Genomic DNA, 18,488 nt, shown 5'->3' with positions numbered 1-18,488 from the left:
AAATTTTCATAAGTTGTAATATTTTTCAATTCCCTCGTCAACAGAAGAAGAGAGAAATACCTTCTTGTCATGAATCAGAGCGGCCCTATTGCAGGTATGCTTAATAAAATCAGTATTATGTGAAACAATCAAGAGTGTCCTATCCGCACGTTTTGCAAAAAGCTCATCTTCACACCTTTGCGCAAAACGTGCATCTCCAACCATAATTACTTCATCAATCAAATAACAGTCAAATTCTATCGCCAGAGAAAGCGAAAAAGCCAATCGCGCATGCATACCTGATGAATATGTTTTTACAGGATCATAAAACTGTCTACCTAACTGGGCAAAGCCTTGCACATAATCCAAGGTCTCTTCATAATCTAAATGATAAACACGACAAATAAAACGCAAGTTATCATGCCCAGAAAGACTACCTTGGAAAGCCCCTCCAAAAGCCAACGGCCATGAAACCGTCATCCCATAATGAATTGTTCCACTAGTCGGCTGTTCAATTCCACCAATCATCTTAATTAAAGTAGATTTTCCTGCTCCATTTCGTCCCAATATTCCCAGCCTATCTCCATAATTAACCTCTAAATTTACACGATCTAAAATGAGTCTTCTTTTTTTTCCAACATGATAAGCTTTCGAAAGATCTTGACATATCAACTTACCCATCAACTTCGCCTCCATATTACGATAACTCTATATGAGGTCTAACTCTTAAACAAAGATACAACCCAACCATAAACGTAAGTAGAGACGTATAAGTCATAAAGCATATAGAATAATGTGGAACAACTTTAGAACCAAAAAATCCAGACCTCATCATTTCAATTCCATTAGCTATAGGAGAGGTATATTCAAGAACCCACCTATATTTTGGAGGGATCCAATCAATCATCACAAAAGCCCCAGTCCACGGCAGGGCAAGGTATGTCAAAACACTAACCGTTTTCTCCAACAAATCAGAACGTTCAGTCAAATAGGAAAATATAAACGAAATACCATAAGTAAAAAAAACAACAAATCCAAACCCAGAAAGTGTTAAAGCCCAATCCTCTGGGAGTTCCATGTACCCCAATGAAACAGCACCGCAGAGAACAAGAATAGCAGCCATCATGACACCTATCACTTCCAAAGTAATACGTGCAGTAATGATATCTAGAGGAGTTACCAACCTATGATAAAGCAAGCTTGAATTAACCGCATAAGCTTTCGTTGATCTAACAACAGCATGCCGAAAAAGTACCAAAGGAACATATCCCGTAACAACCATAGCAGTCATCCGAAGACCATGCTCATGCGAAGGACGAACAAGTGTCCACATAATTGTCACCCCTCCGCAAAAAAGAATAGGTTCTCCCACCACCCAAAGAAATCCTATATTCTCACGACCATACCTTGTTAACGTTTCTCGCATAATTAACGCATAAATCACACGCAACTGCGTTAAAATGGACTGAGACAATGTCAAATTGACATGTTTTTTAGCGCTCCGTACCTTCTTATTAACCATTTTTTCTCTCACTGAAGAGTATGCTCTTTCGCACCTGAGACAAGAAGAGACCCAATAACATAAAAAATCAGCATCGTTATGAAGGTCAACACAATAAATACAGCAGTTCGTGGATAAGCAGCATAATCTGGCAGACTGGGTTGAGCTACAACCGTGACATACAACATTTGACGATCCGCTTGAGCCTTCGCCATTTCCAAGGCCGTCGTCTCTGCTGCCAATTTTTTCTCAATTATCGTTTTTTTGACTGCCAGTTCATCATAACCAAGCAATTTAGGTACCAACGACCCAGAATTCATCTCATGACCAGTTATATGAGCCTGGGCATTTTTCATTTGCGTTTGAATTGATGCAATCCGCTGGGCATATACCTTCCTCAAAGGGCTATGCGGCGCCGTAAGATCCAGTTGTTTTTTTTCGGCTTCCATCATGGAAAGCGTTGCTTCTAAGGAAAGAGCTGTTCCCATCATAGGAACAGCCTGCTTCATTGGATCAATTGTTTCATTGCTATACCGATAAGCCGCCAACTGCATCTCCGTCTCGTGCAGCTCCTTCAAGGTTACGTCAAGCTCCGACTGTACAGCGTGTAAAGTATTATAGCGCTGCCGATCGTTCATCTCATTGACAAGTTTTTCACCAGCATCCAAGAGAGCTTGCGCCACCTTTTGCGAGTCTTCAGCTGAGAACGTACGAACCTTTAAATGTGAAATCCCAGTCTCCTCATCAATTTGGGCTTTCACGTGTGTTAAATAAAAAGAGTAGAAGCTCTCAAAATCATTGCGGGTAACTATAGAAGGAAATTTAGCCAAAAAATCCGCATATGACCGGGAAAAAACAGCCCTTAGATCAACTTTCTGAATCAGCATACGCAGCGCATCACGCGACATCATATAATCTTGAACAGCATACGTGTCCTGCGTACCTCCATGATTAGCCTCCAAAAGACCAACCATTCCACCAAACCCTGAACTATTTAATGATTTTCCACGTACCAAAAAATGTGTTTCTGAAACATACTGGGGGGAGGCAAAAAACCACAAATAAGAAGCAACCAGCAAGGTTGGGAACAAAACAACGACAGAAAACATCCATTGCTTGCGGAACCACCTTGGCACCTTCATGATGAGCCCATTTACCACATACTCACCTAAGTATCGGATTGTTGATTTTGCAGATCCAGATGAAAGCTCAATGTTTCTCTCCTGAGAAGAAATCATCCGTCCCTCACTTTCAACCTCTGAAGCCGTATCACCCAATCTCCTGCCCTCCCCAATCATCCGCACAGAACTCATCCCGACGGTAGCCAGCACGCTCTTACCAATGCCAATCTTTACTCGTCAAGCTTCCTACAAAAATACCACTCTTAATATGGTCTTCCCTATATGCCGACGATACATGCTGGGCTTGCATCGTTTATAAAAAATGGATAAGAACGGGGCATCTTTTTAGAATTATCATCATCAGGACGATAAAATGATCCGGTTTTCCTCGTGTAGAAAAGCGTTCGCTCATAACGTAAGAGCATCTGCGTTGCTTTTCAGAGGTACAACTGGTTTGGCAGCTTTGCTTTTGGCCAGCTGCAGCTGGGTTCCACGCTCCAGCCCAACACAAAAACAGGTCCACCAGTATACTAAATCTTCTGCCAATACGACGGCCCTTCATTATAGATTGTTTCCCGTAACCCCCGAAATCGCCGACATACTCGCCTCCCAGGTGCGTCCACTAATCTCGACATTAGATAAAAGCAATCTTAGAGTTTCTCTTAATGACCACATCGGCGCAGGAGACATTTTGGGGATTACTATATTCGAACTAGGAAATGGTCTCTTTTCTTCATCCGACAGAAGTGTAAGCGGCACCAGCTCCAATGGTGAGAGTGTAATTGGCGCAGCACCTCGTATTTCATCGCAAAATCTCCCTCCCACTCAAGTGGAAGGAGATGGTACAATAATGGTACCATATGTTGGGAGAATGAATGTTTTGGGGAAAACTCCAAGCCAAGTGGCAATGATTATCCAAAGTCATCTAAAAGACAAATCTCAAGATCCACAGGTTATGGTCCGTATTCAGAATGATATAGGAAATACTGTAATAGTTTCGGGAGAGATATTGCGCCCAGGTCGTGTCGTTCTTTCTCTAGCGAATGAACATTTGTCAGATGTGATCGCTATCGCTGGAGGGGCCAAGTACCCACCAAAAGATTCACAGGTGGAATTGGTTCGACAAGGCAAGATTGGCGCAACTGATTTAGCAACTCTCGAGGATCATCCTGAGGAAGATATTAGAGCTGATCCTGGTGACCGCATCCGTGTTATCTATCAACCGCGAACCTTCACTGCTTTTGGAGCTGTTGGACAGACCCAGCAAAGGAACGAAGTACAGTTTGGAACGGCTAATCTAAGCTTAGCGGGAGCCATTGCTCGAATTGGCGGACCAGCCGATAATAGAGCGGATGGAAATGCCGTCTACTTAATCCGCTACGAAGATGCAGAAATTTGTCGTCGTCTCGGGGTACCCATCAAGGAAGGTGAGCACTCAGCTCCAGTCATTTATGAAATTGATATGCTGAACCCTACGCAATATTTCTTGGCTCAGAAAATTCCTATGAAGGATCATGATGCTATTTTGATTGCTGATGCTGCTACGGATGCAATTTACAAGATAGATATGTTGATAGGCACATTCATGGGACAGGCCGCCACTATTGGTCTATATGGTGTTCGTTAAGAATCTGAAATATGGTATTGAAGGTCACTCTGAGTAGTACGCAGGGTGGATTAGTCTGTTTTCCTATGACGGGATTCTCGCAAAGAGCGTAAGCTTTCGATCCTAAAAGTAGCTAATAATCGTCGATGTTGCCGGTTTGGAGCAGTGTAGTCATGTCAGAATCTTCTTCCAGACTTATTAGAACAGCCGATCCAACACAGCCTTCGATTCCACATCATAAGCTTTCAAAAAAAGCTCCTCCCGTTCGAATTTTTCGTCAGGATTGGATGGAGTCTTTGACATTTATCTCTTTTCGGACCTTCCTGTGTTGTTGTTTTGTATTTGAAAGCATAGTGTTAACTATAACAGTAGAGTACAATGTGCACTTTTGGCATACCATACTATATATAGTCTATGGTTTGTTTATCTGGTTTTTGACAGAATATACACTCCATCGTTTTATCTTTCACTTTTCAAGTGAAAGAAAGATGATACAACGTCTTGTTTATATTTTCCATGGCAATCATCACATTCAGCCCAATCACCCTTATCGTACTTTGATGCCTGTCATAGTAACCCTTCCCGTTGGTTTGGTCATTTGGGCCCTTTTTGTCTTCTTATTGAAAATTGGTTTAGGGAGTGCTCTCTTTTTAGGTTTTTATCTTGGTTATATTTTTTATGATTCTGTACATTTTGCAACACATAACTTTCAAATGAAACGTTTTCCTTTTTCTCTTTGGAAAAGACACCATTTACTTCATCATTATCGAACTGAAGAGCATAACTATGCTATTAGCGTACCTTGGCTCGATAGGGTATTTCGTACACACTTTAAGTTGTAGCTTATTTATTTAATAAATTTTACTCTTTTGTTGAGATTCTCATTTATAAAATTTAGACTACACATAGTATCAGTATACCGTCTTTCAAACTTGAGATACTTGCTCCATCAACTTTCTCTTTCAAGGGACAGGACACCGGTGAGCCGGCCAACGCCGTGACGGACCGTGACGTGGAGGATGCCGCCTCCATCAGCCTGTCCGGCTGGTATCAGATTGAGGATGAAGACTGATGAAAAAGACACTGACCGCCACGGCCCTGCTGCTGGGCATGGCCGGGTCCGCCCATGCCGGTATCCTGAGCGGCCCCCTCATCAGGAGGGTGATTGATGACCGGGCCTTCTATCAGCCCGGAGACAGGGCCACCATCAGCATCGAGATGACCAACACCACGGGAGCCGATTTCAACGGCAAGCTCAACCTCACAACATGCTCCCGTGGCCATCTGCTGGCCATCGACGCCCACAGTGTCAGCATCCCGGACGGGGCCAGCCAGACCAGCAGCTTCACCATCACTGTGCCATCCCTCGTGGCCAACGGTTACCAGCTCTCCATCAATGCCCTCCAGGCTTCCGACAGCGGGTACGCCATGTGCACAGGGACGGGGAGCTCTTCCTCAGACCCGGTCGATGTCGCAAGCGGGGCCATCAACGTGGCCAACCATGCCCAGGATGACCCCATCGAGGGCTTCGTCGATCCGCAGGCCATGCAGTCCGTCACCGATTACGAAGCCGTCGCCCGCAACATGGCGCAGTATCACATCAACATCGTCCAGTTCTATGACTGGGGATCCCGCCATGACGCCCCCTACACCGACGCCGCCTCATGGCGGAACCTCCAGAACGTCACCGTCACCCGTGAGGAAACGGCCGGGCTGGTCGGGGCCTTCCGCCGACATGGCATCTTCTCCCAGCTCTATACCCTCTGGAACGGAGCCTATGCGGACTGGCCTTCCCGGAACCCCAACGTCACCATCGGCATGGGTGCCTTCCGGAACCGGTGCGGCCTGAAAGGCACCTGCACGGTCGCCGACCAGATCAGCATCGGCGGCAACTGGAAAGACTGGGGATGGGCCATCGACGGGATCGTGCAGGAAAACCCGGCCAATGGCCGCTGGCAGAAATGGATCACCAGCCAGTATCTCGCCGCCATGAAGGGCTGGGGCTTTGACGGGGTCCATCTGGACACGCTCGGAGATCCGGGCATGCCCGCCCATGACGCAAAAGGCCGCCGGATCGACGATTTCGGCAGCTACCTCGCCGACTTCGCCAATCAGGTCCAGGCTGCAACGGGTGTCTGCACGGACATCAACCAGGTATCCACATGGAACCTTCAGGACGAGGCCGTGCGGGGCAACAGCTGCAACCTCTATGTCGAGCCTCACCCGGAGTTCGGAGACAATGCCTATTTCCCCTCCTTCAACGGGCTGATGGAGCAGGCGCATGAATGGACCAGCCGTCCCCTCATCGTCGCCTATTACCCCCAGCAGGTCATGAGCGGATCCCTGGAACCGGACAAGGCCCTGAGTGGCGACACCGTGCCTTTCTGCAACCCGGAGGATGACGGTGGCCAGAAGGTCTGCCCGGCCAGCAGTCCCGGCATCGAACTCCTTCTGGGGCAGGTCGCCGTCTCGGGGGCGTCGGAGCTGATGCTGGGGGACATCGACCACCTCATCCCCGGGCCCTTCTTCTCCCGCCCTACCCTGAAAATGGGAGCCGACCTCCAGCAGTTCATGGCGGATTACTACAACTGGTTCGTCGCCTTCCGGGACCTGCTGCGGGGCCATTCCGCGGACACGCCGGACATCGTCTTCATCTCGGACAGCTCCGGCCAGAACATCGGGGCATCCGATGGCAATGCCGGGAAAGTCTATTATCACCCGTGGGAAAGGGCTGGCGTGGCGGAAGGTGTCTCCCTGACCAATCTGGTCGGACTGAAGGACAACCGCATCGACGACCCGGATGGAACCCACAGCCCGGTCGAGCAGAAAAACATCCGGGTCACCATGCAGCTCTATGGCGGCAGGCCGACCGGGCAGGCATGGTATGCCGCACCGGACTACAATCATGGATTCCCGCAGCCTCTCTCCTACAACGTGGGCACGTCCGGCAGTGACGGGTTCGGCAACCCCGTCTACACGGCCACGTTCACCATTCCGTCCCTCAAGACCAGCGGCATTGCGTGGGTCGAGGGGAACACCCTGAAAAACCGGACGGACTGGACGCTGGACGGCACCGCCAGTGACCTCATCCGGGGCGGTACCCCCTCATGGTCACCCAACGGCATGGGAGGGCGTGTGGCCGCAACCGTGCATGGCTGCTGTGGCAGGAGCATCTACTGGGATGGCATCGACTTCGGACAGGGCGTCTCATCCCTGGCCGCCGTCACATACAGCCAGCATGGCGGGGTGATGGAGTTCCGTCTCGACAGGCAGGACGGACCCGTGCTGGCCAGGCTGACCGTGCCACAGTCAAAGGGCGGGAATGTCGACAGCAGCCAGACACAGATCATCCAGTCCCCGACAGGTGTGCACCGGGTCTGGGTCGTCTTCCCCGGGCAGGATGTCAGCCTCTACGGATGGAGGCCCTGATGTCACAGGCTCCTTCTGGCCCGCAGGTCGGGCTGACATGGTTCAGCTCCTTCAGCGGCGGCGTGATGGCTCCATTGGTCGGATACAGGGCCGACATGGAGAAATGGCATTCCGGTGCCGCCGAGCTGACCAATTTCTTCGTGCATGTGCAGGGCGGCATCTCAAACCGCCCCGGCACACAGTATGTCAGCACGTCAAAGGCCGATGCCTCAGGTCCCCCACCGAAGCTGATTGCCTTCATCTACAACAATACCCAGTCCTATGTGCTGGAGTTTGGCGACCGCTATCTCCGCTTCATCAGCAACGGGGCCTATCTCGCCAATACTGATGGCAGCCCCTACGAACTGGCCACGCCTTACAGCATCGGGGATGCCTTCTGGCTGCGCCATGCCCAGTCTGCCGACGTGATGACCCTCACCCATTCCGGATATCCGGCCATGAACCTCTCCCGCCATGGGGAGCTTGACTGGACGCTGGAGGTGATCTCCTACAGTGCCGGGATAGAGGCGCCTTCATCACTTCTGGCCTCTGCCGTGGAAGGCAATGCCGCCAATACGGGCACGGCAACCAGCGTATCAAAGGTGACGTATGAATATGCTGTCACCTCCGTCTCCAATGAGAGGAACACGGAGAGCAACGCCACGCTTGCGCCTTCCCAGACGGAAATGACCACCCAGACCCAGACCGTCACTGACCCTGTGACTGGCAGGACCAGTACGGTCACGTCGCAGGTACCGGTCGAGGTCGGCAGGTTCGTGACCAACTACAACATCGGCTACTACACGAATTACGGGAACTACAACACGCTCTCATGGCCTGCCGTGACGGGAGCGGACTATTACAACGTCTATCGCCGCTTTGCCGGACAGTGGGGGCTGATTGGCAACACCACGTCCCTCAGCTTTGACGATGTGAATTACGCTCCCGATACCGAGAACGGACCGCCCGCCCATCGCAACCCCTTTGATGGCAATAACAACCCGGTTTCCGTCACCTATTTCCAGCAGCGGCGTGTCTTTGCCGGGTCTCTCGCCTATCCCCAGACCGTCTGGATGAGCCGCTCTGCCAACTACACCAATTTCGACATCCACACGCCGGTCGTCTCCGATGATGCCATAACGGCCACCATCGCCAGCCAGCAGGTCAACACCATCAAGCATCTGGTGCCGATGGCCGACCTTCTGGCCTTCACCGGAACGGGCATCTGGAAGATCTCCGGCGGCCAGACTGGCACTCCCATAACACCAAGCAACTTCACGGCCATACCGCAGATGTTCGTGGGAAGCTCGGACGTGCAGCCCCTGCCCATCAATACCGACGTGCTGTTCATCGAGAACAAGGGCAGCCATATCCGTGACCTGCAATATGACTGGTACGCACAGATCTATCAGGGCAATGACCTCTCCGTCCTGGCTGACCATCTCTTCTATGGCTACACGATCTCCGACTGGTCCTTCGCCCAGTTCCCCTTCAACCTGATCTGGGCCGTGCGGTCTGACGGCACGATGCTCGGCATGACCTACCTGAAGGAACAGAACGTCATGGCATGGCACCAGCACAGGACGGAGGGCGGGGCCTTCCAGTCCGTTGCTGTCGTGCCGGAGGAGAATGGATACGGTGCCATCGAGGATACGCCCTATGTGGTGGTGAAGCGCAGCCTTGCCGGGCGGCAGAGCTACACCATCGAGCGCATCCAGTCCCGCCAGCTGGGAATGGAGAATGACGACATCACCCGCTCATGGTTCGTGGACTGCGGCCTGCGCTATGAGGGAAAGGAAACCGGCACCGTCTCCGGGCTGGGGCATCTGGCAGGAGCAACCGTGTCAGCCTGCATTGACGGGCGGGGCTTCACGGGGCTGACGGTGGGGAGTGACGGCACCCTCACCCTGCCACGGCCTGGCAGCGTGGTCACGGTCGGGCTGCCCATCCATGCACGGGCCGTCACCCTGCCGCTGGATCTCGGAAACCCTCCACAGTTCGCCCGGCGCAAACGGGTCAGCAAGCTCTATGCCTCGCTCTACAACAGCTCCGGCCTGGGCGTCTCCACCGACGGAGGGAAGACATTCCACGGGCTGGACGGTCAGGGTGCCGCCGCCGGTCCGTCAGCACCCAATCCCTACCAGAAGAAAGACACCGGACCCGCCCTCATCTCCGGCCTGACCATGCGGATACCAACACCAAACTGGACCCAGAAGGGCAGCTTAATCCTCCAGACCGACCAGCCTCTCCCCGTGACCGTCACCAGCATCAGCGTGGATGTGGAGCTGGGGAGCTGAGGAACAAAAAATCTCCATATTGCGCATACTATAATCTCCCTATAGGGTGACAACAGAGTCACAGATTTTTCTTTGTCCTAAAACACAATCAGGACTGTCCAGCACGTATCATGCCTTCCATACCTGAAACATTCCGCTTTGCAGTTGAGAATGAAACACCGGAAACGATGCCGCTCAATATCATGGCGGATCTTCTGGGGGAGCTGTGCTCTCTATTAGGTGATGGTAAGTATTTGCACCTTTCTGGTATAGAACATGGAAGTTGCGCCGCCGTTATTAGGATTGATAACGATTATAAAAATCTCGTTGCAGAAAATATTGAAAAAATAAGCAGCGGCAATATACCAAAAAATTTAAGAAAAAATGTTTTTAGTATCAATAAGATACTAGGTGATAATAATTTAAGGGCAAGACTTGATCGCCCGTGGGGCGAAAACAAGCATGCTACTCTGTACACGTTTCCAGGGATAAAAAAAGAGGAAAAAAAATATTATACCAATAGTGAATTTTTTGAAATACAAGGAGAAATTGTATCGATATCTAAAAACAGTAAAAATGACGTAAAAACTGAAATATTATCCCCTATTTATGGTCGGGTCAAAGCAGCTGTTCCTTCTGCTTCTTTCAAAAAAGTTACAAAGAATCTATTTAAAGAAGTTATATTATATGGCATCGGTATGCAGAGCCTCTCTGCTTCCGGTGAAGGCAAGGTAGATAGTTTCATGATTCAAGATGTAGAAGAGTTAGAAGATACGCCTATTTCTTCTTTATTAGAAAGACCATCTTCCTATTTTGGAGAAATTCCCAGAGACCTTGCCGAACGTATCATGAATGGGAGGAATGAGCCATGAGCAGCAAAGCTATTGATACATCATTCTTACTTTATCTCATTTCCTCCTCTCCCCAAGCGCCTAAGGGACATAATCTTGATTACTTCAGTGAACAGATAGCAGAACTAAAACAGGAACTTGTAGAGGATGGCAAGGTAACCATTCCTGCCCCGGTTCTTGCAGAGATTGCTTCCCATTATCCTGATGGAGAGCCGAACTTGGAAGCTTTTTCTCGTTTTAAAGACTTCACAATAGCGCCATTTGACCGAAGAGCAGCTTTACGATTGGGAGAAATAAATCGTAAAGCTAAAGAGAGTAGAAAATGCCACATCCCTGAAAGAGGAAGACAGGATGTAAAGATTGATAGGCAGATATTGGCTATCTCGCTAGTAGCAGGAGTACGCCACTTCTATACAGCTGATAAACGATTGGGAGAAATAGCAGAACAGGAAGGGATGAATGTTGTCTACCCGTGGACTCTTCCTTTACCTAGCCACGTGAGATTGCAGCAAGACCTTCCCTTTGACGCACCCCAAGTCGAGAATAATATTATCCCCCTAAAGAAACCCAAATAACGCCAGAATTACAAACCCCTGACATGCTCTCCCGCCACAGGGAGGGCATATGTCACTTTTTTCAGGCGGACTGAACACGCTCAGGAGCGTTCAGGATGAAGGACTGGCAGGGCAGCAGTCATCCCTCGACCAGTCGCTTGGTGCATCCGTCATGGAGGGCATCAATGACATGCCGGTCGTCCGCATCGGTGACTGGCTGCGCCATGAGACGAAAAGCACCGAAGGCGATACGCTCACCCCAGAGGATGCCAATGCCCGCTATGGCATCAGGGGTATTCTGAACTTCGACAGGCCTGTTTCTTCTGCACTTGCCCAGACCCTCAATGATGAGAAGCAGGCTGACCTCATCCGGCAGAACACCATCCGCAACGGGCCTGACGGCATCATCAGCGGCACCCTGAATACCGTTGCCGGGGCTGCCCCTGCTTTTCTTGACCCCATCAACTATGCCGCCGCCCTGATCCCGGGCCTTGGGGAGGAGCGCATCAGCCTTGTCCTTGGCAGTGCCGCCGCCCGTGCTGAAGGATTTGGCATGGAACGTGTGGCGGACGGTCTGCTCAGTGCCGAAGGGCTGAACAGCCGTGCCGGTGCGGCCCTCTCCAGCAGCCTGCCGGGACGTGTGGTGCAGGGTGCCAGCCAGGGAGCCATCGGCATGGCGGCCCTCGAGCCGCTCAACATGTATCTGGACCGTGACGAGCACAATGACTGGAGCATGGGTCAGGCCCTCCGGGACATCGGCTTCGGCAGCATCATGGGGGGTGGCCTGCATGGTCTGGGCCATGCCTTTGGCCGGCGTCTCGAGCGGGCCGGAACCAGTGCCAGGGGGCAGGTTCTGGCCGATGGTATCGCTTCCATGGCCAGCGACAGTCCCGGCAATGCCGAGAGCCTGCTGAACATCCATGAGGTCCAGAACGCCAGAGACGGGCTTGACCGCACCATGGCCGGGCATGGTTCCGAGCCTGATGAAACGGTGTCTCAACCTCCCCTGCGGGACAGGATTGCTGATGACCTGTCCCAGCTCCGGCAGAGCCATGCTGACACGCTGGATGAAGCGGCCCTGTATGAGCGTCCCGATGATGAGCCGGAGCAGCCAGATGCTGCTGCGCCCCAGCCTGCCATGCCGACCGGGAAGCCGCCATCAGATCCATCCCTCTTCACCTTCCTGACCCGCCACGGTGGGGTGCTGGATGAAGGCGGCGAGCTGAAGGCCAATGACATCCACCGCCAGCGCATCGGCCTTGTGCGCCGCAATGGTGGCATGTCTCTGGATACGGCACGGGAACGGGCCATAGAGCACGGCTATCTCAGGCCCGATGCCGACATCAGCGACCTTCTGGATGCCATGGTGGAAGAAAGCCACGGGCGCAAGGTGTTCCCTGATGGTAGGCTGGCCGGAAACGGAACGGATACTGCCGCCCTGGAGGAACATCACCAGGAACAGGCTGCCGACGATGCCGATGAAGCTGCCCGGGCGGCAGACATCACCCTCACACCGGAAGAGCATGCCCATGCCACGGAGGCCATCCTGTCCGGCCTGCACCCAGATGCTGCCATGGAGGATGCCCTGCGGGTATCCGGCCATGCCACATGGGAGCGGTATGCGGACATGCTGGACCATGGCCGTGCCACCCACATGGAGCGCATCGGGGCAAGGCAGGAGCTTCTCCATGCCCTCACCCGCCAGCGTCTGGGCCGCTATGCCCAGCATCTTGATTCAGGCCTTGAGGGGCTGGACCTTTACGATCTCGCTGGCTCCATCCTGAAGAAGGACAGCCCGGAAGATGCCGTGGAGCAGGCCCTGCGCCTCATCGAGGCAGAACGGGGAAAAGGCCACGACGCCAGCTGGCAGGGCCATGTGGAAGAGGCCTATCAGAACGCAAGGCAGCGGCTCGATGCCATCCAGCAGGATGCGGCAGAAGCCATCATGAGAAACCTCCATGGTCATGAAGATCATGAGGTCACGCAGAGCCGTGCCGGTCTTGCAGCCCAGAGGGAAACAGCCCCCAGCCCGGAACAGGGCCAGGATGTTTCCCCACTCCCGACCAGCGGTATTGAGCATCTGGACCTTTCAGCGGCAGGGAATAACCCGGCCATGGTCGGACGGATGCCTTCCGGTATTGAGGGCGTTCCGGACTGGCCAGTTCTCATAAGCGATGGTGAAAAAGCCCACACACCATACAAGAAGGATGGAAAGACGGTCTATTACGCTACGGGCCGCCATCACATCATGGAGCGGCATGGACACCAGCTGAAAGCATCAGGTTTTGACGATGCCGACAGCTACATCAGCCATATTCTGAAAAATGCAAATGAGGTAAGGCTGGATGAACGGAATGGCTCATATTTCATCATCGTCCGTGGTGAGAAAAATACCAGCAGCGCAAAGCATGATGCCACTGTCACGGAACTCAAAAAAGAAGACGGCTATTACCTCGTCAAAACAGCCGCACCGTTCAAGTCAGGTTATCTGAACAAGAAGACACTTCTTCAGGAAGGGCGTCGCACTACCCCCTCAGACCGTAATGGGCAAGATCATCCCCTAAATCCGGCTGGCCACATGCCCGATGACCAAAAACCTTCAGCGACTGTCGGGGCTGAAGAAGTGTCTTCCGGTACTCTAGCTACTGAAAAAGACAGAAATCAAGAAGGAAAGCTGCTGTGGGAAAAGGATCTCAGCACCAATTCGAACCCAACCGGACAGGGTTCCGACTCCTTTAATCCTCACGGGCAGACTGTGTCCGGTACCCCGAGGTCTGGGAGAGATGACGAACGCCACAGCAGCTCCTCTGACAGTGGAAATACTGCCCCGAAAAGTCAAGCCATCACCGAAGCACAGTCCTATTCCGACCAGATCGACCGGCAGCTTGCCGCCCTGGGCGATCAGATCAGCCCCGAAGAGCTGGCAGAGATCCGCCATGAAAAGGATCTCTCCGATGGCAATGCCGATGCCCTCACCTCCGCCGCCGCCTGCCTTACAAGGAAAGCCCCATGACCCACGAGAACCCGTGCTACAACGAAGCCGAGAAAGCCGCTGGCCGTGAAATGTCCAAGGCAGAGCTTGACGAGATGTTCGGGCGGCTGGAGAAGGAAGCCGGACGCTACATGAAGCAGGGCCTGTCCCCACGGGAGGCACTGGAAAAGGCCGGTGCCCGCCTGGCCGATGAGGAGCGTCTGGCTGCCATCATAGAGGCCAATTCCCGCAAGAAGAACCTCATCGTCCGGGCTGCCCTGCGCCGCCGCATCGTGCCCGGCGATGAAGCAGCATCCCTTGAAGGCATCCTTGCCGGGAAGCAGACCGGGGAGAATGGCGCCGCCCTCTCTGTGGATGCCAGCAGCCACGCCCGCACTGCCCAGCTTCTCGGACCTCTCATGCATGATCTGGACAAGGCAGGCGTCTTCAAGGCGCTGCTGGAGCGTGATGAACAGTTTGATGCCGATGTGGCCCGTGAGATGTGGCGGCTTGATGACCCGGAAGCCGGGGAACCAACAGGCAACAGGCTGGCTGCCGAGGCCGCCCGCATCCTGTCCGGCTATCAGGACACCGTGCGTCTGATGCAGAACAGGCAAGGCGCATGGATTGGCAAGGCCGACCACTATGTCACCCGCCAGAGCCACGACATGTGGAAGATACGGGGCGACGGATCGGACAGGGCCTACCAGAACTGGCGGGATACCATCCTGCCCCTGCTGGATGACCGTACTTTTGAGATGATGCCCGCCAGGCAGTCGAGGGAAGATTTCCTCCGCAATGTCTGGCTTAACCTCTCCACCGGTGAGCATGATAACGCCAACGGGCGGGACTGGCTTTCCGGCTTCAAAGGCACATCCAACAAAGCCAAGAAGGTCAGCCAGAACCGTGTGCTGCACTTCAAAGATGCCGATGGCTGGCTGGCCTATAACAGGAAGTTCGGCCAGGGCCATGTGGTGGACAGCATCTTCAAGGGCCTCATCAACGGGGCACGCAACGCTGCCGTGATGGGCGATCTGGGCACGAACCCTGAGAACATGTTCCGCAGCATGATCGAGGAAAGCGTGCAGGCCGCCCGTGAGAGGGCTGATGCCAAAATGGTTGATAAGCTCCGCCGGTTGGAAAGAGGTGCCCTGCTGGACATCGTGACAGGCCGGGCCAGACAGCCGGCCAACAAGACGGTTGAAACCATCGGGGCCTACGCCCATGCGTGGAACCAGATTACGAAACTGGGCGGCGTGATGATCTCCTCCCTGCCCGATCTGGCCATCAATGCCGCCGTGCTGAGACACAATGACGTCCCGCTGCTGGAAAGCTACTGGAACAGCCTGAAAGCCCTTGCTCCGGGCCTGAGCAGCAAGAACCCGGCAGAGCGCAAAGAGATCGCCCGGCTGCTGGGCGTGGGGCTGCAGGGGCATCTTGGATCCGTCATGAGCCGCTTTTCCGCCAATGATGCCCCACTGGGCAAGATGAGCGACCTCATCAACAAATTCTACCGCATCAACGGGCTGCAATACTGGACGGACAGCCTGTCCGAGGGCATCGGCCTGATGCTCTCCCACAATCTGGGGCGGAATGCCGGTCTGTCCTATGAGGCCCTTGATGGAAAGCTGCGGGCCAGCCTGCAACGCTTCGGCATCACCCGGCCGGAATGGGACGTGATGCGGCAGGGCGTGCGGACAGCCGCTGGAGAAGACCATATCCTGCCCAGCGAGATGGGACGCCTGTCTGACGATGCCGTGGCTCCCCTCATCGAGAAAGGACAGACAGCCGATGACGTGCGGGACAGCCTGACCCGAAAGCTCTATGCCTACATCACCGACCAGACACGGGAGGGCATGACGGAACCCGATGTCCGCACGCAGGCGACCATCCGGGGCATCAGCAACCGACTTGATGACATCAATCCATTACTCGGACAGGCTGCACGGCTTATGCTCCAGTTCAAGAGCTTCCCGGCCTCATATATCCGCCGCTTCTATCAGCGTGAGGTGAAACGCAACGGGATGGACCTGCCCGGCATCATCCACATGATCGCAGCCACAACCGTGCTGGGCTACGTCGCCATGCAGGCCAAGGCCATATTGGCCGGGAAAGAGCCACGGGATGCAGGCGATGTTCGCACATGGATGTCGGCCATGGCCCAGGGCGGGGGTGCCGGGATTTATGGGGACTTCCTCTTCGGCCAGATGAGCCGCATGGGGAACACGACGCTGGAAACACTGGCGGGGCCGACCATCTCCGACATCACGAAACTGGCCGGGATATTCACCGCCACCCGTGACGAGCTGGTCGGCAGCCCTGACGCCGAGAAGGCCCGCACCTATCTGGCCGATCTCGTCCGCTTTGCCTCCGGGCAGATACCGTTCGGCAATCTTCCGGGCATCAATGCAGCCCTGAAATATGGCGTGATCTACCGCCTGCAGGACATGATAAATCCCGGTTACACGGCCCGTTATGAAAAGCTCGTCCAGCGCAGTCAGGGGCAGGGCTTCCTCGTATCGCCAACATGGAGCCCCTATGGGCGCTGAAGACACGCCCGAATTACAAACGCATGATGATCTGTCCGTCATGATGATGGAGATGGACATTCATGCGCTTCACACTAGCACTTCTTGCATCCCTGATGGCTGGAACGGCTTTTGCAGACAGCATTGCCGTTCCTCCTGCCCAGCACGGGATTTTTGATAGCGGCCAGCTCCCACCGGCGGCTCGGGGTATCATGACCTTTGGGGCAGCTGGTGGGGTAAGCCTGACCGCCCGCCCCTATTCCGCCCTGCCTCTTTCGGTACCAGTTGGCACGGCCTTCTTCTGCACGGATTGCGCCGGGACGGGTCAGCCCGTCTTCTTCAATGGAAGTGCATGGGTGGATGCCTCCGGGACTGGAGCGAAACATCCATGAATGACCAGTATCTGACCCGTGCCGAAGGGCTGGAGATCAAGAAGGACATTCGAGAGATCGAGACGGATATGGCCGTTGTCAAGGACAGGCAGGCCAGCCAGCAGCAGATGCTGGAGCAGATACTCTCCCAGGTCAGGCACGGCAACTCATGGCGCAGCATGTTCATTGCCGGTGGTTCAGGAGCGGGAGGGATCATCCTCGCCATCATCATGAAGATTTTCCACATCGGAGGGTAAAACCCATGGAAGTACGGGGCATCCGCAACAATAATCCTGGCAATCTGAACTATGTCGGACAGGCCGGGGCGCACCTCGAAAAGGGTGTTCATCCACGCTTTGCCGTGTTCGCAACACCTGAAGCCGGGCTGATGGCCCTGCGAGGTCAGCTGCTGCGCTACAACCAGAGGGATGGTCTGGACACGGTGGCGGGCATCATCGGCAAATGGGCGCCTCCCAGCGAGAACGACACGGCCAGCTACATTGAAGGCGTGTCCCATGCCCTCGGCGTCACACCGGACCAGAAGCTCGGCCCCTTCACACCACATCTCGTGGCGGGTCTGATGAGGGCCATCATTCTCATGGAAAACGGGAAAAATCCCTATGGCCCGCTGGTCGACAGGGTGGCCGGAGTGAAGGAAGCCGCAGCATGAAGCCCCTGCACTGGCTGCGCCAGCCGACAACCCTTCAGGGCCTGTCCCTCATCATTGCCGGTGAGGCCAATGCCCAGAACGCAACCATGGTCCGCATAGACGAGGCAGCAGCCAGTACGCCACAGACCGAGGGCCAGTGAAAACCTTCTCTGGTTGTACGTCCCATACGCTCTAGTACAGACCTGTGGCCTCACCCTGCTAGGAGGGTGCAGCGAGGTCCACATCCGCCAGCAGTTGCCTCAACCTGCGAACACCTACGATAGAACAGCAACGGAGTGCCTATGCAGAGACGGTGGCTCACCCAGAGCTGAAGAACGTCCACATCCAAGCGGCTGATCTCGATTATACCCTGCGGGAAAATGCGGCCTGCTGGAGAATTACAGCTCATTCTGAGCCCCCTCAAAATTCCCCACAGCACGACTGAGACAAGCACGATAAACGGACCTAAAACCGTTACACGATCATCCAATTTTTTGCTATTTTCTGAGAGAACCGTGGCGGAGGGGATGGGATTCGAACCCACGATACGGGAGTTACCCGTATAACGGTTTAGCAAACCGCCGCCTTCAGCCTCTCGGCCACCCCTCCGCTGTAAACGGTTTTCACACGGCGTTTGCAGGAGTGTTTGTAGGGGGAAATGACGTTGACGTAA

The 18,488-nt window shown here is 53.8% G+C and carries 16 protein-coding genes and 1 tRNA gene; 12 read left to right on the top strand and 5 right to left on the bottom strand.

Annotated elements, in window-relative coordinates; genetic code table 11:
• Positions 1 to 6: 6 nt before the first annotated feature.
• The 3 genes from DTI93_RS02555 to DTI93_RS02545 are packed head-to-tail and all read right to left on the bottom strand — an operon-like array spanning position 7 to position 2,757.
• Positions 7 to 675, bottom strand: coding sequence for an ABC transporter ATP-binding protein (locus DTI93_RS02555; protein ID WP_283162703.1), 669 nt, complete (start codon positions 673 to 675; stop codon positions 7 to 9).
• Between the two features lies 1 nt (position 676).
• Positions 677 to 1,501 (bottom strand): ABC transporter permease, encoded by an 825-nt coding sequence (locus DTI93_RS02550; protein ID WP_248460613.1) that lies wholly within the window; start codon positions 1,499 to 1,501, stop codon positions 677 to 679.
• Positions 1,502 to 1,509: 8 nt separating this feature from the next.
• On the bottom strand, positions 1,510 to 2,757 hold the full coding sequence (locus tag DTI93_RS02545) for a capsule biosynthesis protein (RefSeq protein WP_192848173.1): 1,248 nt from the start codon (positions 2,755 to 2,757) through the stop codon (positions 1,510 to 1,512).
• Positions 2,758 to 2,974: 217 nt separating this feature from the next.
• Between DTI93_RS02545 and DTI93_RS02540 the strand changes: the two genes are divergently transcribed.
• Together DTI93_RS02540 and DTI93_RS02535 are read left to right on the top strand one after the other, a co-directional pair.
• The gene (locus tag DTI93_RS02540) at positions 2,975 to 4,228 is read left to right on the top strand and encodes a polysaccharide biosynthesis/export family protein (RefSeq protein WP_249079556.1); all 1,254 of its coding nucleotides are present in this window, start codon (positions 2,975 to 2,977) and stop codon (positions 4,226 to 4,228) included.
• Between the two features lie 152 nt (positions 4,229 to 4,380).
• Positions 4,381 to 5,049 carry a sterol desaturase family protein gene (locus DTI93_RS02535; RefSeq protein WP_249079554.1) on the top strand — a complete coding sequence of 223 codons (669 nt, stop codon included), beginning with the start codon at positions 4,381 to 4,383 and terminating at the stop codon, positions 5,047 to 5,049.
• A gap of 107 nt (positions 5,050 to 5,156) precedes the next feature.
• On the opposite strand, the gene DTI93_RS09490 is transcribed toward DTI93_RS02535, so the two are convergent.
• Complete coding sequence (locus DTI93_RS09490) at positions 5,157 to 5,291, bottom strand: hypothetical protein (protein WP_276830201.1); 135 nt, start codon at positions 5,289 to 5,291, stop codon at positions 5,157 to 5,159.
• Between DTI93_RS09490 and DTI93_RS02530 the strand changes: the two genes are divergently transcribed.
• The 10 genes from DTI93_RS02530 to DTI93_RS02485 all read left to right on the top strand — a co-directional run bounded on the left by DTI93_RS02530 (position 5,279) and on the right by DTI93_RS02485 (position 17,976).
• On the top strand, positions 5,279 to 7,636 hold the full coding sequence (locus DTI93_RS02530) for a glycoside hydrolase family 66 protein (RefSeq protein ID WP_249079553.1): 2,358 nt from the start codon (positions 5,279 to 5,281) through the stop codon (positions 7,634 to 7,636). The two genes, DTI93_RS09490 and DTI93_RS02530, sit on opposite strands and share 13 nt — an antisense overlap.
• A complete protein-coding gene (locus DTI93_RS02525) occupies positions 7,636 to 9,912 on the top strand; it encodes a hypothetical protein (RefSeq protein WP_249079550.1) in 2,277 nt (758 codons plus the stop codon). The genes DTI93_RS02530 and DTI93_RS02525 overlap by 1 nt, the downstream gene beginning before the upstream one ends.
• A 110-nt stretch (positions 9,913 to 10,022) precedes the next feature.
• Positions 10,023 to 10,763 (top strand): hypothetical protein, encoded by a 741-nt coding sequence (locus tag DTI93_RS02520; RefSeq protein ID WP_249079548.1) that lies wholly within the window; start codon positions 10,023 to 10,025, stop codon positions 10,761 to 10,763.
• Positions 10,760 to 11,317, top strand: coding sequence for a PIN domain-containing protein (locus DTI93_RS02515; protein ID WP_249079546.1), 558 nt, complete (start codon positions 10,760 to 10,762; stop codon positions 11,315 to 11,317). The genes DTI93_RS02520 and DTI93_RS02515 overlap by 4 nt, the downstream gene beginning before the upstream one ends.
• Positions 11,318 to 11,366: 49 nt before the next feature.
• Complete coding sequence (locus DTI93_RS02510; protein ID WP_249079544.1) at positions 11,367 to 14,309, top strand: hypothetical protein; 2,943 nt, start codon at positions 11,367 to 11,369, stop codon at positions 14,307 to 14,309.
• On the top strand, positions 14,306 to 16,816 hold the full coding sequence (locus DTI93_RS02505; protein ID WP_249079543.1) for a hypothetical protein: 2,511 nt from the start codon (positions 14,306 to 14,308) through the stop codon (positions 16,814 to 16,816). Before DTI93_RS02510 ends, DTI93_RS02505 begins: the two co-directional genes overlap by 4 nt.
• A gap of 62 nt (positions 16,817 to 16,878) precedes the next feature.
• Positions 16,879 to 17,187, top strand: a complete 309-nt coding sequence (locus DTI93_RS02500; RefSeq protein WP_249079541.1) for a hypothetical protein — start codon at positions 16,879 to 16,881, stop codon at positions 17,185 to 17,187.
• A complete protein-coding gene (locus DTI93_RS02495) occupies positions 17,184 to 17,423 on the top strand; it encodes a hypothetical protein (protein WP_086441135.1) in 240 nt (79 codons plus the stop codon). The genes DTI93_RS02500 and DTI93_RS02495 overlap by 4 nt, the downstream gene beginning before the upstream one ends.
• 5 nt (positions 17,424 to 17,428) lie before the next feature.
• The gene (locus DTI93_RS02490; RefSeq protein ID WP_249079539.1) at positions 17,429 to 17,836 is read left to right on the top strand and encodes a structural protein P5; all 408 of its coding nucleotides are present in this window, start codon (positions 17,429 to 17,431) and stop codon (positions 17,834 to 17,836) included.
• Complete coding sequence (locus tag DTI93_RS02485; RefSeq protein WP_193599779.1) at positions 17,833 to 17,976, top strand: hypothetical protein; 144 nt, start codon at positions 17,833 to 17,835, stop codon at positions 17,974 to 17,976. Before DTI93_RS02490 ends, DTI93_RS02485 begins: the two co-directional genes overlap by 4 nt.
• A 355-nt stretch (positions 17,977 to 18,331) precedes the next feature.
• Here the strand turns inward: DTI93_RS02485 and DTI93_RS02480 are convergent.
• Positions 18,332 to 18,424, bottom strand: a tRNA-Ser gene (locus tag DTI93_RS02480).
• Between the last annotated feature and the right edge of the window lie 64 nt (positions 18,425 to 18,488).

Origin of the sequence: Parasaccharibacter sp. TMW 2.1884 (assembly GCF_023337695.1) — a bacterium.
Taxonomy (GTDB): domain Bacteria; phylum Pseudomonadota; class Alphaproteobacteria; order Acetobacterales; family Acetobacteraceae; genus Bombella; species Bombella apis.
The sequence above is the reverse complement of the archived record's forward strand: the minus strand, read 5'-3'. Positions and strand labels throughout refer to the sequence as shown.

Coding starts and splice junctions, on each gene's coding strand:
- DTI93_RS02555 (WP_283162703.1), bottom strand. CDS start 675: ATGGAGGCGAAGTTGATGGGTAAGTTGATATGTCAAGATCTTTCGAAA.
- DTI93_RS02550 (WP_248460613.1), bottom strand. CDS start 1,501: ATGGTTAATAAGAAGGTACGGAGCGCTAAAAAACATGTCAATTTGACA.
- DTI93_RS02540 (WP_249079556.1), top strand. CDS start 2,975: ATGATCCGGTTTTCCTCGTGTAGAAAAGCGTTCGCTCATAACGTAAGA.
- DTI93_RS02535 (WP_249079554.1), top strand. CDS start 4,381: ATGTCAGAATCTTCTTCCAGACTTATTAGAACAGCCGATCCAACACAG.
- DTI93_RS02530 (WP_249079553.1), top strand. CDS start 5,279: ATGAAAAAGACACTGACCGCCACGGCCCTGCTGCTGGGCATGGCCGGG.
- DTI93_RS02525 (WP_249079550.1), top strand. CDS start 7,636: ATGTCACAGGCTCCTTCTGGCCCGCAGGTCGGGCTGACATGGTTCAGC.
- DTI93_RS02520 (WP_249079548.1), top strand. CDS start 10,023: ATGCCTTCCATACCTGAAACATTCCGCTTTGCAGTTGAGAATGAAACA.
- DTI93_RS02515 (WP_249079546.1), top strand. CDS start 10,760: ATGAGCAGCAAAGCTATTGATACATCATTCTTACTTTATCTCATTTCC.
- DTI93_RS02510 (WP_249079544.1), top strand. CDS start 11,367: ATGTCACTTTTTTCAGGCGGACTGAACACGCTCAGGAGCGTTCAGGAT.
- DTI93_RS02505 (WP_249079543.1), top strand. CDS start 14,306: ATGACCCACGAGAACCCGTGCTACAACGAAGCCGAGAAAGCCGCTGGC.
- DTI93_RS02500 (WP_249079541.1), top strand. CDS start 16,879: ATGCGCTTCACACTAGCACTTCTTGCATCCCTGATGGCTGGAACGGCT.
- DTI93_RS02495 (WP_086441135.1), top strand. CDS start 17,184: ATGAATGACCAGTATCTGACCCGTGCCGAAGGGCTGGAGATCAAGAAG.
- DTI93_RS02490 (WP_249079539.1), top strand. CDS start 17,429: ATGGAAGTACGGGGCATCCGCAACAATAATCCTGGCAATCTGAACTAT.
- DTI93_RS02485 (WP_193599779.1), top strand. CDS start 17,833: ATGAAGCCCCTGCACTGGCTGCGCCAGCCGACAACCCTTCAGGGCCTG.